The sequence below is a fragment of the Nocardiopsis sp. NPDC006832 genome, from assembly GCF_040635885.1.
Taxonomy (GTDB): Bacteria; Actinomycetota; Actinomycetes; order Streptosporangiales; family Streptosporangiaceae; genus Nocardiopsis.
On sequence record NZ_JBEYLC010000101.1, the window covers coordinates 1 to 12,901 of the forward strand.

The following is a 12,901-nucleotide window of genomic DNA, read 5'->3' on the forward strand; positions in this document are numbered from 1 at the left end:
GAGACCTGGATGACGGTGGGTTCGCCCCAGGCCTCACGTGCCGCTCGCTCCATCGTGTTCGCCACCGGCTCGGCCTGTTCCAGCACTGCGGTGTGAAGCTCACCGGTGGAGTCATCGAAGAAGTCCGGGCTGCGGAGCAACTCGATCTCGTGCAGGTCGACGTCATCGCTGGACGTGATGCTGATGTCGCCGATGCGGTGTTCGAAGGGGGTGTCGGCGTCGGTGTGCCAAGGTTCCACCAGCATCAGCTCGACCGCCTCGATCGCCTGTTCGGGGGAGGCGTCAGCGAACTCCTCGAACAGGGACTCCTCCGCGCCCTCGGCGGTGCTCTCTTCAGGGACGTCCCTGGGTTCGTATTCGCGCATAGTGAACCTTAGCTTCGCCACAGCAGACTTTCGTAGAATGGTGAGCACACGTCGAAACACGGTTCGAGGAGGTGGCGGTGATGGGTCTGTACGCCTAGCCACCCGCCCGGAGGTTCCGGGATCACGGGTGGCGGGTTCCGAAAGGAACGAGATGTCCCGTACGGACAAGACCAAACCACTGTGGGTACGCCGACGTGAACACGCTCCGACGGCGATGCACGACCACCGATGGGGTGACTGCGACCTACCGCCCGCCCCGACCCGTGAGGAACCGACGACCCGCTGCCGGTGGGAACACCCCGATTCCATGCTCTTTCGTCGCGGATGCTGCGCCGGGTGCCATAAGCGCGGCTGCACCGCCGAATGGCAGGCTTTCAACAAGGACGGCAACCGTAAGCGCCGCCACCGGGACCGGCTCCTGACCCTCCGTTCGGTGCGCGAGGCCAACACCCGTTAGACGTTCCGTGACGCCCTCACGGCGCTTCGCCGTGAGGGCGTCACGTTTTCCCTCGAAAGCCGTGGCCCGTCGAACCGCCGCCCCGTAGCATGTGCCTCGCGATCGCCCCCCGCTCGGAAGGACGCACATGCCCCTCAGGACCGCCACCGTGGCCGCCGTGGCCCTTCTCGCCATCCCGCTTGCGCCAGCCGGACCCGCGGCCGCCGATGACACCTATTCCAGTTACGCCGAACTCGCCGCCAACGAGACCGAGGGCACCGACTACCGGCGTTCCACCCGCGAGGGCAGCACCGACGTCGCTCACATCGCCATCCATGGCGGCGGCATCGAACGTCCCACCACCGAACTCGCCGACCACGCCGCGCAATCCGGTGACCACGCCTTCGCCACGTTCGAGGGCATCAAGTCGACCGGCAACAGCATCCTGCACATCACTTCCACCCGCTTCGACGAGCCCATGACCGTCGATATCGTGGCCGACTCCGACTACACGGTCTCCTGGCACGGAGCCGCCGGGGATGAGCCCCTCACCTACGTGGGCGGCCTGGACACCGATCTGCGTGACACGGTACGCGAGGAACTGCGCGAGGCCGGGTTCGAGGCTCCCGGCACCATCCCCGATCACCTCAAGGGCGAGAGCCCCGACAACATCGCCAACCGCAACACGAGTGGTGAAGGAGTCCAGCTCGAACTCACCCGTGGCCAGCGCGACGAGCTCATGGTCGATCGCGCCCCCACCGAGGCCTTCGACGATTACGTCGCCGCCGTCGAACGGGCCGTTGCCCAGCGCTGACCCGATTCATCCACCGTGCGATCGGGGGGTGTGCGAGGTGCCTCGAAGCTTCTAAACACGCCCCACGCCGCCGCCCCATCCCCACGTGCGTGGGGCTCACGTCATGTAGGCCGACGGATCGTGTCGGGCCTCCGGTCCATCCCCACGTGCGTGGGGCTCACAGGGAGTTGTACGCGTTCTCGGCGTCGCCCAACGGTCCATCCCCACGTGCGTGGGGCTCACTGGATGGCCCATCCTGCGGGCCTCTGAGGGGCCGGTCCATCCCCACGTGCGTGGGGCTCACTGGATACCGACGATTCGGTTCTCACGATTAAGCGGTCCATCCCCACGTGCGTGGGGCTCACACCGTGGGGCTCACCGAGGGAGAAGTCCTCGGCGGTCCATCCCCACGTGCGTGGGGCTCACTGTCGCCGGGACGCAGCTGCACCGTCCCGACCGGTCCATCCCCACGTGCGTGGGGCTCACTGCGGGGCGCCCGTATCCGGCGGCGGCGAGGGTCGGTCCATCCCCACGTGCGTGGGGCTCACATTGACCTCGGAGCAGATGACCAGCCGCATGCCGGTCCATCCCCACGTGCGTGGGGCTCACCGAGGGTGACGATCGAAGCGGGCCCGCCGGCCGGTCCATCCCCACGTGCGTGGGGCTCACCGTCGTCCACCAGGGCATCCGTAAGGCGCTCACGGTCCATCCCCACGTGCGTGGGGCTCACGAACGTCTGATCCTGGCCGAGACCGTGTCGACCGGTCCATCCCCACGTGCGTGGGGCTCACGTGTACGCGCAAAATCAGCACGAGTCGCTGCACGGTCCATCCCCACGTGCGTGGGGCTCACGTGAGGGACTTACGGCCATGGGTTTCGACGATCGGTCCATCCCCACGTGCGTGGGGCTCACGCCAGGTCCACGGACACGCGCGACCGGGTGGCCGGTCCATCCCCACGTGCGTGGGGCTCACCCATTCCTCAGAAATCATAAGGGAAGGGAATCCGGTCCATCCCCACGTGCGTGGGGCTCACACGGACGACGAAGCCATTGCGGACGCATTGGGCGGTCCATCCCCACGTGCGTGGGGCTCACGCCGCGTTCAAGCACATCCGGCACGTCGCCGACGGTCCATCCCCACGTGCGTGGGGCTCACCGGGGCACGTCACCAGATGACGGGCCCCGTTCCGGTCCATCCCCACGTGCGTGGGGCTCACCGGGTGATGCCGCGCCCGCTGTAGCTGGTGACCGGTCCATCCCCACGTGCGTGGGGCTCACACCGGCGGGGGCCTGGCGGGCCTCGTCGGTGGCGGTCCATCCCCACGTGCGTGGGGCTCACACCACGGGGGTTTGGACCCGTCCGAGGATGAGCGGTCCATCCCCACGTGCGTGGGGCTCACATCCACGCCAGAGGCGACCGGTCCAACGCCAGCGGTCCATCCCCACGTGCGTGGGGCTCACATCCACGCCAGAGGCGACCGGTCCAACGCCAGCGGTCCATCCCCACGTGCGTGGGGCTCACGCCCAGCCCACGGGTGAGACCACCAACCAGGCCGGTCCATCCCCACGTGCGTGGGGCTCACGACAGGTCGGTGTCCAGCTGGATGAGCTGGGCCGGTCCATCCCCACGTGCGTGGGGCTCACAGACGCCGGCATCCCACCAGTGCTCACGTTCGGGGTCCATCCCCACGTGCGTGGGGCTCACCGTGCTGTCGGCCACGGCGATCGGCATCAACGCGGTCCATCCCCACGTGCGTGGGGCTCACCAGTGCGGGGCCAGGCGCTCGGCACGCTCCTCCGGTCCATCCCCACGTGCGTGGGGCTCACCCAGTTCCTGGTCATCGCGGCGCTGCCGCCCATCGGTCCATCCCCACGTGCGTGGGGCTCACCTCATCGAACAAGACTTTGGTGGGGTTGAGGCCGGTCCATCCCCACGTGCGTGGGGCTCACATCGCGATGGGCGGGACCCACGCGGGGTCCACCGGTCCATCCCCACGTGCGTGGGGCTCACGAGCATGTTTCCCGCGTTGGACGTTACGTGATCGGTCCATCCCCACGTGCGTGGGGCTCACTCCGAGCGAGCGCGCCTCTGTGCGGTGGCTCGCGGTCCATCCCCACGTGCGTGGGGCTCACGATGGTGATGTACGGCCAGGACGCCGCACCCCCGGTCCATCCCCACGTGCGTGGGGCTCACAGTTAATGACCTGCAACAACGCAGGACGTTATCTCCGCGTTACGTTCGGATCGGGTCGATATTCGAGCCGGGACCGTGTCTTCAGGCTTCGTCATGATCCCACATCGCGCTCTCCGAGAGGCGAGGCTCGTAGCAGCAGCCCTAGAACGATGAGGGACTCAGGTGGTGAGCTCCAACCAGGTACGCACCAGGCCCGCCAGTTCGTCGAATTCCCCTGGCTCCTCATCGACCACCTGGTGGGATGCGAGAGCTTGTTCCGGACCGACGAACAGGCAGGGGCGAACCACGGGCATACTGCCGTCGTCCACGAGCCAACCCTGCTCTGAAGGATGCGGGCGCCTGGGTCGAGGAATCGGCACCGGAACGACTGGAGCCACCCTTCGATTTCGGGGCGGTCGGTCGACAGCGGTCGATGGTGTGCGGCGAACCTGGAGCGGGCTGCACAGTACGGCGGCCAGGACCATACCGAACAACCACCGTGCTCGTTTTCGCCAACCACGTAGGGGTTTGCGGTGCCTGCCAGTAGACTTCTACACGATCTCCTCCTGCGTATTCAGGTGGGGGTTGAGTCCCGGCGAGGTGTTCGAGCACCGCGCCGGGACATTTTCGTTTCGTCCGGATTTCAGGTGACCACGCGAATGCGCCCAGAACGGTCGAAAGCTGCGCGAACCGTCATTGATCCGTTCGGTTCGCGAGTGAAGTCCCAATACAGCGCCATCGCGTCGACCAGAGCCAATCCGTAACCGCCTTCCCGCAAAGGGCACTCCCCCGGGATCGGAAGGGCTTGAGGGAGGGTGACGACGGCCCCGGGGCGGGGACCATCGTCGGTCACTCGAAGCAGGAGCAGGCGTCGGCGCCGCTCGATCTCGACCCGCACCCGACCACCCGGCAACCCTGAAGTGGAGTGCCTGAGGGCGTTGGTGTGCAGCTCGGATAGGGACAGCAGCAGGGGTTGGACGGCAGACGGAGCAGAACGGACCGTGTACGCGGCCCAGCTCCGCGACACCTTCAGATGCCAGGGCTGGTGCCCACATTCCAGGGAACTCTTGTCCGGGTCCGCGCAGCGGATCCGTCGAGGCAGTTCGAGGGGCGGACGAGTGGCGGTCATGGAGGTCACCGAAGCCTTTCCTGGTCACGTCATCGAGTGTGGATGGCCCGCAAAAGAAAGGATGTGACCTGGACCTTTGTCGCGTGAAGGCCACTCGAAGAGTCGACGAATCTTCCAGGAGGCTCTGGAATTACGTGGAACGCCCCACACACGATTACCCTTTGTGCTCCCCTGGTCTTATGTACGCAGACGAACGTGTTCTGAGGTCATTCGGGCGGGAACTCCGCCGGTTACGAATCGAAGCTGATCTGACTCAGGAGGCCGTGGCGCACCGGGTCAGCCAGCTCGGCACGAGTGTCAGCAATTCCCATGTTTCCGACATCGAGAACGGGCGTGCCATGGCCCGACCCTGGTTGCGCAAGTTCCTGGACGAGGTGCTGGAGAGCGATGGGAGGTTGGAGAAGCTGTGGGAGGAATTGACCGGCTCCGGGCGCCAGGTGTGGCTGCACGAGGTCACCAAGCGCACCCACGCCGCCGATGCCCTGTTCGAGTACCAGCCCTTGGTCTTCCCCTCCTATGTGCAGACCGAGCGGTACGCACACGCGCTCATTCGTTACGGTTCGCCCTGGTTGTCGAGCAAGGAAGTGGACACGATCGCTAAGGGAAGGTGTGAGCGCGCCGACCGTATGGTCGAAGCCGAGCTTCCTTCCATCTGGTTGATCATCGACCAGGGCGTACTCGCTCGTCGCTATGGTTCACCGAAGATCCAGAAGGAGCAGCTCACTCGGGTCGCCGACCTCATGCAAAGGGAGAGGTTGACCCTTCAGATGGTTCCTATGGACTCGCCACGTCACGCGGGCAACTCCGGCCCTCGCCGCATAATCACCACATCGGACGAACCCGAAGTGGTCTATATGGAATCTGCCGAAGAGGGCCGAATCATCACCGATTCCGCTGGTATCTTTCGAAGCCGTATGTTGTTCGCCGCACTCCAAGGTGGAGCTTGTGGCCCGGAGGAAACCCTGCGAGCGATACGCGACGAGATGAGGAAGATCGACGATGAGTGACTGGCACAAGAGCACCTACAGCGGCGGATCAAACGAATGTGTCGAGGCGCGCGAGTACAGCTCCGGTGCAGACGTTCGCGACACCCGGAACCGGGACCTGGGGCACCTCACCTTCGACCGGCCCGAATGGACCTTCTTCCTCGAAACCGTTCGGCTCACCGGCCGGTGAGCGGTGGGGTGGCGGGCGCCCCTTCACCCACCACCCCCTGATTCACTTCACCGCCGTTTTCTCGACCGTCGACCGGTCCCGGAAGGCCATCCCCGTGTACACGGCCGTCCCCAACGCCACCGCGGCCAGCAGCACGAACCCGAAGGCGTACGCCCCCGTCGCCTGGAACACCACGCCCATGACCAGTGGCGGGAAGTACCCACCGAGCCCACCGGCCGCGCCCACGAGCCCGGTGACGGTACCCACCCGGGCCGGTTCCACCAGCTGTGCGACCAGGGCGAACACTCCTCCGGTGCCCAGCCCGAGGAAGGCCGCCATCAGCACGAACACCGTCCCGGCCGCCAGCTCCGCCGGGGGTTGGAAGACCAGCGCGCCCGCCATGAGAGTGGTCCCGACGAAGGACACCATGCACACCCGCACAGGGCCGACCTTGTCGGAGAGGATGCCGCCCGCCGGCCTGGCCACGACGGCCACCAAGGCGAATCCGGCGGCGCGCAGGCCCGCCTCGGTCTGGGCGAACCCGTAGGCGTTGTGCAGCAGGGTCGGCAGGTAGGTGGAGAAGGCCACGAATCCGCCGAAGGCCACCGCGTACAGCAGGATGTTCTGCCAGGTCGCCCGCAATCCGAGGGCCTCGCGCAGGCGCGGCATCAGCGGGTCGGTGGAGGGCTCCCACCCGGGCGGGTTGCGGCACACCACCAGTACGAGCACACCCATGAGCACGAGCGCCACGGCCATGAACACGTGTGTGCCCAACAACCCGATCGTTCCGGCCAAGTAGGGGGTGAGGAACGCCGACAGCGCCGTTCCGCCCATGCCCGCACCGAACACACCGGTGGCGAATCCTCTTTTCTCGGCGGAGTGCCAGCGGCTGACGAACGGCACACCGACGGCGAAGGAGGTTCCCGCGATCCCCAGGAAGAACCCCAGCACCAGCAGCATCGGGTAGGAGTCCCCGACGAAGCCGAGCAGCAGCACCGGCACCACCGAGACGAAGGCGACCGCCGCCATCATCACCCGGCCACCGTAGCGATCGGTCAAAGCCCCGACGGGGATCCTGCCCACGGCCCCGATCAGCACCGGAAAGGCGATGAGCACGGAGGTCTCGGTGGGGCTCAGGTCCAGGCGCGCGGCGTAGTCGGGTGCCAGGGGCGCGATCAGGTTCCACGCCCAGAACATGAGCGCGAACGCCGCCGTGGCCAGGACGAGGTTGGTTCTGGCTCCGCTGTTCATGGCATCCGGCTCCCGTCCTCGACGTTCTCCCACCCGCGACGCCCGCGGCGTTCACCCATCCGGGTGTCCCGTGATCGGTACAACACGTAGGGCCGCCACAGGTAGCCGAGCGGCGCGCTGAACACGTGCACCAGCCGGGTGAACGGCCACAGCGCGAACAGCGCGAGGGCGGAGAGCGTGTGCGCCTGGAAGGTGAGCGGCGCGGCGGCCATCAGGGCCGGGTCCGGGTCCAGGACGAACAGCCCGCGGAACCAGATCGACACCCCTTCCCGGTAGTCGTAGTGGCCGATGACGTTGCCGACGATGGTGTTGGCCATGCCGGTGACGATCACCAGCCCGAGCCCCACGTACATGAGCTTGTCCATCCGGCTGGTGGCCCGGAAGACCGGTCCGACCAGGCGTCGGCGCAGGATGAGCAGGGTGAGTCCCACGACCACCGCGATCCCGGCGACCAGGCCGAGGCCGACGGCCATGACGTGGTAGAGCTCGTCGGTGACGCCCACGGCCGCGGTCCACGACTTGGGGATGAGCAGGCCCACGACGTGGCCGCCGATGACGGCGAGCATGCCGAAGTGGAACAGGGGGCTGCCCCAGCGCAGCAGCCGGCTCTCGTACAGCTGGGTGGACAGGGTGGTCCAGCCGAACTTGTCGTAGCGGTAGCGCCAGTAGTGGCCGACGAGGAAGACCGCCATGCAGGCGTAGGGGACGATGACCCACAACACCGTTTCGAGTGCGGTGTTCACGAGTGCACGCTCCTGGTTTCCGGAGGTGGGAAGGGGGCGAGACCGACTTCTTCGACGGGTGGCCCCTGGGCCACGAGTCGGGCGACCTTGTCGTCGATTCGGTCGGTCTTGGGCGGCAGAGTGGCGTTGATCGCCGTGACCGCGCCGGTGTAGAGGGAGTCGGCGTCGCGCAGGGCCAGGTGCAGCAGTTCCAGCCCGGCCCGGTACCGGTTCAGTAAGCGCGTGCCGCCGACGGGGTCGACCGTGGCGGCGAATTCCAGGACCACGCACAGGTGGTCGGGGAGTTCGTCCTCGTCGAGGAGGAAACCGGCCCTGCGGTAGGCGTTGGAGAACGACAGCAGGGCGGCGCCGCGGTTTCGGGTGTCCCCGTGCGCGTAGTAGGTCAGGTGCAGGCACGAACGCCGGTGCAGGTCGAAGGTGCCGACGTAGGTTTCGGCGAGTTCGGGCGGTGGGGTCGAGGCGAGCCGGTCGATCACCCCGATCAGGTCCGCGCGCGGTGGGTCGGGTAGTTCCTCGGCCGCCTGGCGCAGCATCGGCAGGTCGGCCAGGAGCCGCTCATCGGGGTGGGCCAGCACCAGGGCGGCGATCCTGTGGGTCAGGGCGCGTTGTCGATCGGTGATGGGGTGGCGTTTGAGCGCCTTGAACAGGCTCATGTGTGTTCCCCCGACCGACGGATCGAGGGCATGGGCAGCGACACCTTGCCTCCGGTGAGCGGGCCGCCCTTGTCCGGTCCGCCGGCGCCGGGGCCGCCCATGCCGGGTCCGCCCTCGGTGTCCAGGCTGCATCCGGTGGCGAAGGCCTCCAGGGAGTGCGCCTGTTCGGTGTGCGCGGGCGGGATGACGTAGCGGTCCTCGTACTTGGCGAGTGCGAGCAGCCGGTACATGTCGTACACGCTCTCGCCGTCCATGCCCACGGCGTGGGGGATGCGTTCGTCGGTCTCCCGTCCGAGGTTGATGTCGCGCATGTAGGAACGCATCGCGGCCAGGCGGCGCAGTGAGTCGGTGACGGGTCCGGTGTCTCCGGCGGTGAAGAGTTCGGCCAGGTACTCGATGGGGATGCGCAGGCTCTCGATGGCCGCGAAGAGGTTGTCGCGGTCCTCGGCGTCCTGGCCGGTCTCGGACACGGCGTCCACGACCGGGGACAGCGGCGGGATGTACCAGACCATGGGCATGGTGCGGTATTCGGGGTGCAGGGGCAGCGCCACCTTGTACTCGTTGATGAGCGAGTGGATGGGCGAGCGTTGGGCCGCCTCGATCCAGTCGCGGGGGATGCCCTCCTTCTCGGCGGCGCGGACGACCTCGGGGTCATTGGGGTCCAGGATCAGTTCGCGCTGTGCGTCGAGGAGGTCATGGTCGTCCTCCACCGAGGCGGCGGGCAGGACGGCGTCCATGTCGTAGAACACCAGGCCCAGGTAGCGCAGCCGTCCCACGCACGTCTCGGCGCACACCGTGGGCATGCCGACCTCGATGCGGGGGTAGCAGAACGTACATTTCTCGGCCTTGCCGGTGCGGTGGTTGAAGTAGATCTTCTTGTAGGGGCAGGCGGTCACGCACTTGCGCCAGCCCCGGCAGGTGTCCTGGTCCACGAGCACGATGCCGTCCTCGCTGCGCTTGTAGATGGCCCCGGCGGGGCACGCGGCGGCGCAGGAGGGGTTGAGGCAGTGTTCGCAGATGCGGGGCAGGTAGAACATGAAGGACTGCTCGAATTCGAGCTTGACCTTGTCGGAGACCTTGCGCAGGACGGGGTCGTCCTGGGCGAGCTCGGGACCGCCGGCGAGGTTGTCGTCCCAGTTGGCGCTCCACCGGATCGCCATGTCGCGGCCGCTGATGAGCGACTTGGGTCGGGCGACCGGCGTGTGCTCCTGGAGCGGGGCGTTGGTGAGCGTCTGGTAGTCGTAGGTCCAGGGCTCGTAGTAGTCGTCGATGCCGGGCATCGTGGGGTTGGCGAAGATCGTGGTGAGGTTCTTGAGCCGACCGCCCGAACGCAGGGCCAGGCGTCCGTTGGGTTTGCGGACCCAGCCGCCCTTCCACTTCTCCTGGTCCTCGTAGGTGCGAGGGTAGCCCTGCCCGGGCCGGGTCTCGACGTTGTTGAACCACACGTACTCCATGCCGGCACGGTTGGTCCAGGTCTGTTTGCAGGTGACCGAACAGGTGTGGCACCCGATGCATTTGTCGAGGTTCATCACCATGGCCATCTGAGCCATCAACTTCATTCGTACTCCTCCCCCGTTCCGATCGACCGCATCAGTACTCCACCTCTTGGGAACGCCGACGGATGACGGTCACCTCGTCGCGCTGGTTACCGGTGGGGCCGATGTAGTTGAAGGCGTAGCTGAACTGGGCGTAGCCACCGATGAGGTGGGTGGGCTTGACCAGCAGCCGGGTGATCGAGTTGTGGATGCCGCCGCGTTTGCCGGAGGTCTCGGCGCGGGGAACGTCGATGAGCCGGTCCTGGGCGTGGTGCATGTACACGGTCCCCTCCGGCATGCGGTGGGAGACGATGGCGCGGGCCACGACCACGCCGTTGCGGTTGACCGCCTCGATCCACTCGTTGTCGCGCACGCCGATCTTGTCGGCGTCGGCGCCGCTCATCCAGATGGCCGGGCCGCCCCGGGACAGGCTGAGCATCAGCAGGTTGTCCTGGTACTCGGAGTGGATGGACCACTTGTTGTGCGGGGTCAGGTAACGCACGGTCACGCCGAGTTCGCCGTTGTCCCCGACCTCGGGTTCCTCGAAGAGCCGGTGCATGTTCAGCGGCGGCCGGTACACGGGCAGGTTCTCTCCGGCCTCGGTGATCCAGTCGTGGTCGAGGAAGAAGTGCTGGCGTCCGGTGAGGGTGTGCCAGGGCTTCTTGCGTTCGACGTTGATGGTGAACGGCGAGTATCGGCGTCCACCGCTCTCGCTGCCCGACCACTCGGGTGAGGTGAGTACCGACACCGGTGCGACCTGCACGTCGGCGAAGGTGATCTGTTTGCCCTCGCTCTCGGCGGACAGGTCGGCCAGTTCGGTGCCCACCCGCTTCTCCAGGGTGTGGAACCCCTGGGTGGCCAGGCGTCCGTTGGTGGTGCCCGAGAACGCCAGGATCGCTTCGCACATCTGGGAGTCGCGTTCGAGCGCGGGGCGTCCGTCGGCCGGCCCGCCGCGCACGGTGCCGTTGACCCGGCCCAGGTAGTCGATCTCCTTGTCGACGTTGTAGGTGATGCCCTTGGTGGTCACGCCGAGCTTGTCCGCGAGCGGGCCCAGCGCGCCGAGTTTGGCGGCGATCGCGGTGTAGTCGCGTTCGACCTCCACGAGCTTGGGCATGGTCACGCCGGGGATGGGCTCGCACTCACCGAACTTCCAGTCCAGGACGGTGCCGTTGGGGGTGGCCATCGCGTCGGGGGTGTCGTGGGTCAGCGGCACGGCGACCACGTCCCGTCGCGTGCCCAGGTGCTCGACGGCCAGTTCGCTGAAGGTACGGGCCAGTCCGTGGAAGGCGTCGAAGTCGGTGCGGGCCTGCCAGGGCGGGGAGATGGCCGGGTTGAACGGGTGCACGAACGGGTGCATGTCCGTGGAGTTCAGGTCGTGTTTCTCGTACCAGGTGGCGGCCGGGAGTACCACGTCGGAGAAGACGGTGGTGCTGGTCATCCGGAAGTCCAGGGACAGCAGCAGGTCGAGTTTGCCCTCGGGTGCTTCCTCCCGCCAGCGCACGTCCCGGGGGCGTTGGCCCTCCGGCGCCTCCTCGGTTCGTAGGGAGGAGTCGGTGCCGAGTAGGTGCTTGAGGAAGTACTCGTTGCCCTTGGCGGAGCTGCCCAGCAGGTTGGCCCGCCACACGGTCAGGACCCGGGGCGCGTTCTTGGGCGCGTCGGGGTCCTCGCAGGCGAAGCGCATCCTCCCTTCCTTGAGTTCGCGCGGTACGTACTCGGTGATCGGGAGTCCGGCCTGGCGTGCGTCGTCGGCCAGGTCCAGGGGGTTGCGGTCGAAGGTCGGGTAGGAGGGCATCCATCCCATGCGCGCGGACTGGGCGATGACGTCGGCGGTGCTCATGCCCTCGAACAGGCCCTTGCCCAGCCCGGAGGAGACCTGGTCGGCGCTGAACCGGTCGTAGCGGTACTGGTCGCTGTGCAGGTACCAGAACGCGGTCTGCACCATGTGTCGGGGCGGACGCGACCAGTCCCCGGCCGAGGCCATCTGGTTGTAGCCGGTGAGGGGGCGGGTCTTCTCCTGGCCGACGTAGTGCGCCCAGCCGCCGCCGTTGACGCCCTGGCAACCGGTGAGCGTGGTCAGGGTGAGGAAGGCGCGGTAGATGGTGTCGGAGTGGAACCAGTGGTTGGTTCCGGCGCCCATGATGATCATGGAGCGGCCCTTGGACTCCTCGGCGTTAGCGGCGAACTCGCGGCCGATCCGCTCGGCGCGGGCGGCCGGGACGCCGGTGAAGGTCTCCTGCCAGGCCGGGGTGCCCGGCTCGTCGGGGTCGTCGTAGCCGGTCGGCCAGGTGCCGGGCAGGCCCTCGCGGCCCACGCCGTACTGGGCGAGCAGCAGGTCGTAGACGGTGGTGACCAGGTGGCCGCCCACTCGGCGCACGGGTACGCCGCGGCGTGAGGGCGGGGCGTCCTCGGTGTCGAAGCGGGCCAGGTGGACCTCGACCGCCTCGCCGTCCGAGCCTTCGTACAAGGTGAGTCGGGGCTTGGTGTCACCGAGTTCGAGGTTCCACTTGCCCTCGCCCTCCTCGCCGTAGCGGAATCCCAGCGAACCGTTGGGGACCACCGGTTCTCCGGTCGTCTCGTCCAGGACGACCGTCTTGAACGCGGTGTTCTCGCCTTCTCGGCCCAGGTCCTGGGCGGTGAGGAACTTGCCGGCGCGGTGGCCGTCGTCGG

The 12,901-nt window shown here is 67.3% G+C and carries 12 protein-coding genes and 1 CRISPR repeat array; of the genes, 4 read left to right on the top strand and 8 right to left on the bottom strand.

Annotation, left to right across the window (positions count from 1 at the left end; translation table 11 throughout):
* Positions 1-365 (bottom strand): hypothetical protein (locus ABZ717_RS27390; RefSeq protein WP_358515756.1); only part of this gene is annotated, 365 nt, incomplete at its 3' end.
* Positions 366-516: 151 nt separating this feature from the next.
* Here ABZ717_RS27390 and ABZ717_RS27395 point away from each other — a divergent pair.
* Together ABZ717_RS27395 and ABZ717_RS27400 are read left to right on the top strand one after the other, a co-directional pair.
* Positions 517-822: a hypothetical protein gene (locus tag ABZ717_RS27395; protein WP_358515758.1), complete on the top strand. Its 306-nt coding sequence runs from the start codon at positions 517-519 to the stop codon at positions 820-822.
* A gap of 127 nt (positions 823-949) precedes the next feature.
* Positions 950-1,615 (top strand): poly-gamma-glutamate hydrolase family protein, encoded by a 666-nt coding sequence (locus ABZ717_RS27400; RefSeq protein ID WP_358515761.1) that lies wholly within the window; start codon positions 950-952, stop codon positions 1,613-1,615.
* 71 nt (positions 1,616-1,686) lie between these two features.
* Positions 1,687-3,789: direct repeats of the CRISPR family, unit length 29 nt; unit sequence CGGTCCATCCCCACGTGCGTGGGGCTCAC.
* Between the two features lie 158 nt (positions 3,790-3,947).
* Here the strand turns inward: ABZ717_RS27400 and ABZ717_RS27405 are convergent.
* Positions 3,948-4,097: a hypothetical protein gene (locus ABZ717_RS27405; RefSeq protein WP_358515764.1), complete on the bottom strand. Its 150-nt coding sequence runs from the start codon at positions 4,095-4,097 to the stop codon at positions 3,948-3,950.
* Positions 4,098-4,411: 314 nt separating this feature from the next.
* Positions 4,412-4,897 carry an ATP-binding protein gene (locus ABZ717_RS27410; protein ID WP_358515784.1) on the bottom strand — a complete coding sequence of 162 codons (486 nt, stop codon included), beginning with the start codon at positions 4,895-4,897 and terminating at the stop codon, positions 4,412-4,414.
* Between the two features lie 179 nt (positions 4,898-5,076).
* Between ABZ717_RS27410 and ABZ717_RS27415 the strand changes: the two genes are divergently transcribed.
* Positions 5,077-5,904, top strand: a complete 828-nt coding sequence (locus ABZ717_RS27415; protein WP_358515767.1) for a helix-turn-helix transcriptional regulator — start codon at positions 5,077-5,079, stop codon at positions 5,902-5,904.
* The gene (locus ABZ717_RS27420; protein ID WP_358515770.1) at positions 5,897-6,073 is read left to right on the top strand and encodes a DUF397 domain-containing protein; all 177 of its coding nucleotides are present in this window, start codon (positions 5,897-5,899) and stop codon (positions 6,071-6,073) included. Before ABZ717_RS27415 ends, ABZ717_RS27420 begins: the two co-directional genes overlap by 8 nt.
* 42 nt (positions 6,074-6,115) lie before the next feature.
* Here the strand turns inward: ABZ717_RS27420 and ABZ717_RS27425 are convergent, their stop codons facing one another.
* From ABZ717_RS27425 to ABZ717_RS27445, 5 genes are all read right to left on the bottom strand, one after another.
* Positions 6,116-7,303 (bottom strand): MFS transporter, encoded by a 1,188-nt coding sequence (locus ABZ717_RS27425; RefSeq protein WP_358515773.1) that lies wholly within the window; start codon positions 7,301-7,303, stop codon positions 6,116-6,118.
* Entirely contained in the window at positions 7,300-8,046 is a 747-nt protein-coding gene (gene narI / locus ABZ717_RS27430) for a respiratory nitrate reductase subunit gamma (protein WP_087100522.1), read from the bottom strand. The genes ABZ717_RS27425 and narI overlap by 4 nt, the downstream gene beginning before the upstream one ends.
* Positions 8,043-8,699 (bottom strand): nitrate reductase molybdenum cofactor assembly chaperone, encoded by a 657-nt coding sequence (gene narJ / locus ABZ717_RS27435; RefSeq protein WP_358515777.1) that lies wholly within the window; start codon positions 8,697-8,699, stop codon positions 8,043-8,045. Before narJ ends, narI begins: the two co-directional genes overlap by 4 nt.
* Positions 8,696-10,258 (bottom strand): nitrate reductase subunit beta, encoded by a 1,563-nt coding sequence (gene narH, locus ABZ717_RS27440; protein ID WP_358515780.1) that lies wholly within the window; start codon positions 10,256-10,258, stop codon positions 8,696-8,698. Before narH ends, narJ begins: the two co-directional genes overlap by 4 nt.
* Positions 10,259-10,289: 31 nt before the next feature.
* The coding region (locus tag ABZ717_RS27445; RefSeq protein ID WP_358515782.1) for a molybdopterin-dependent oxidoreductase at positions 10,290-12,901 on the bottom strand (2,612 nt) is incomplete at its 5' end.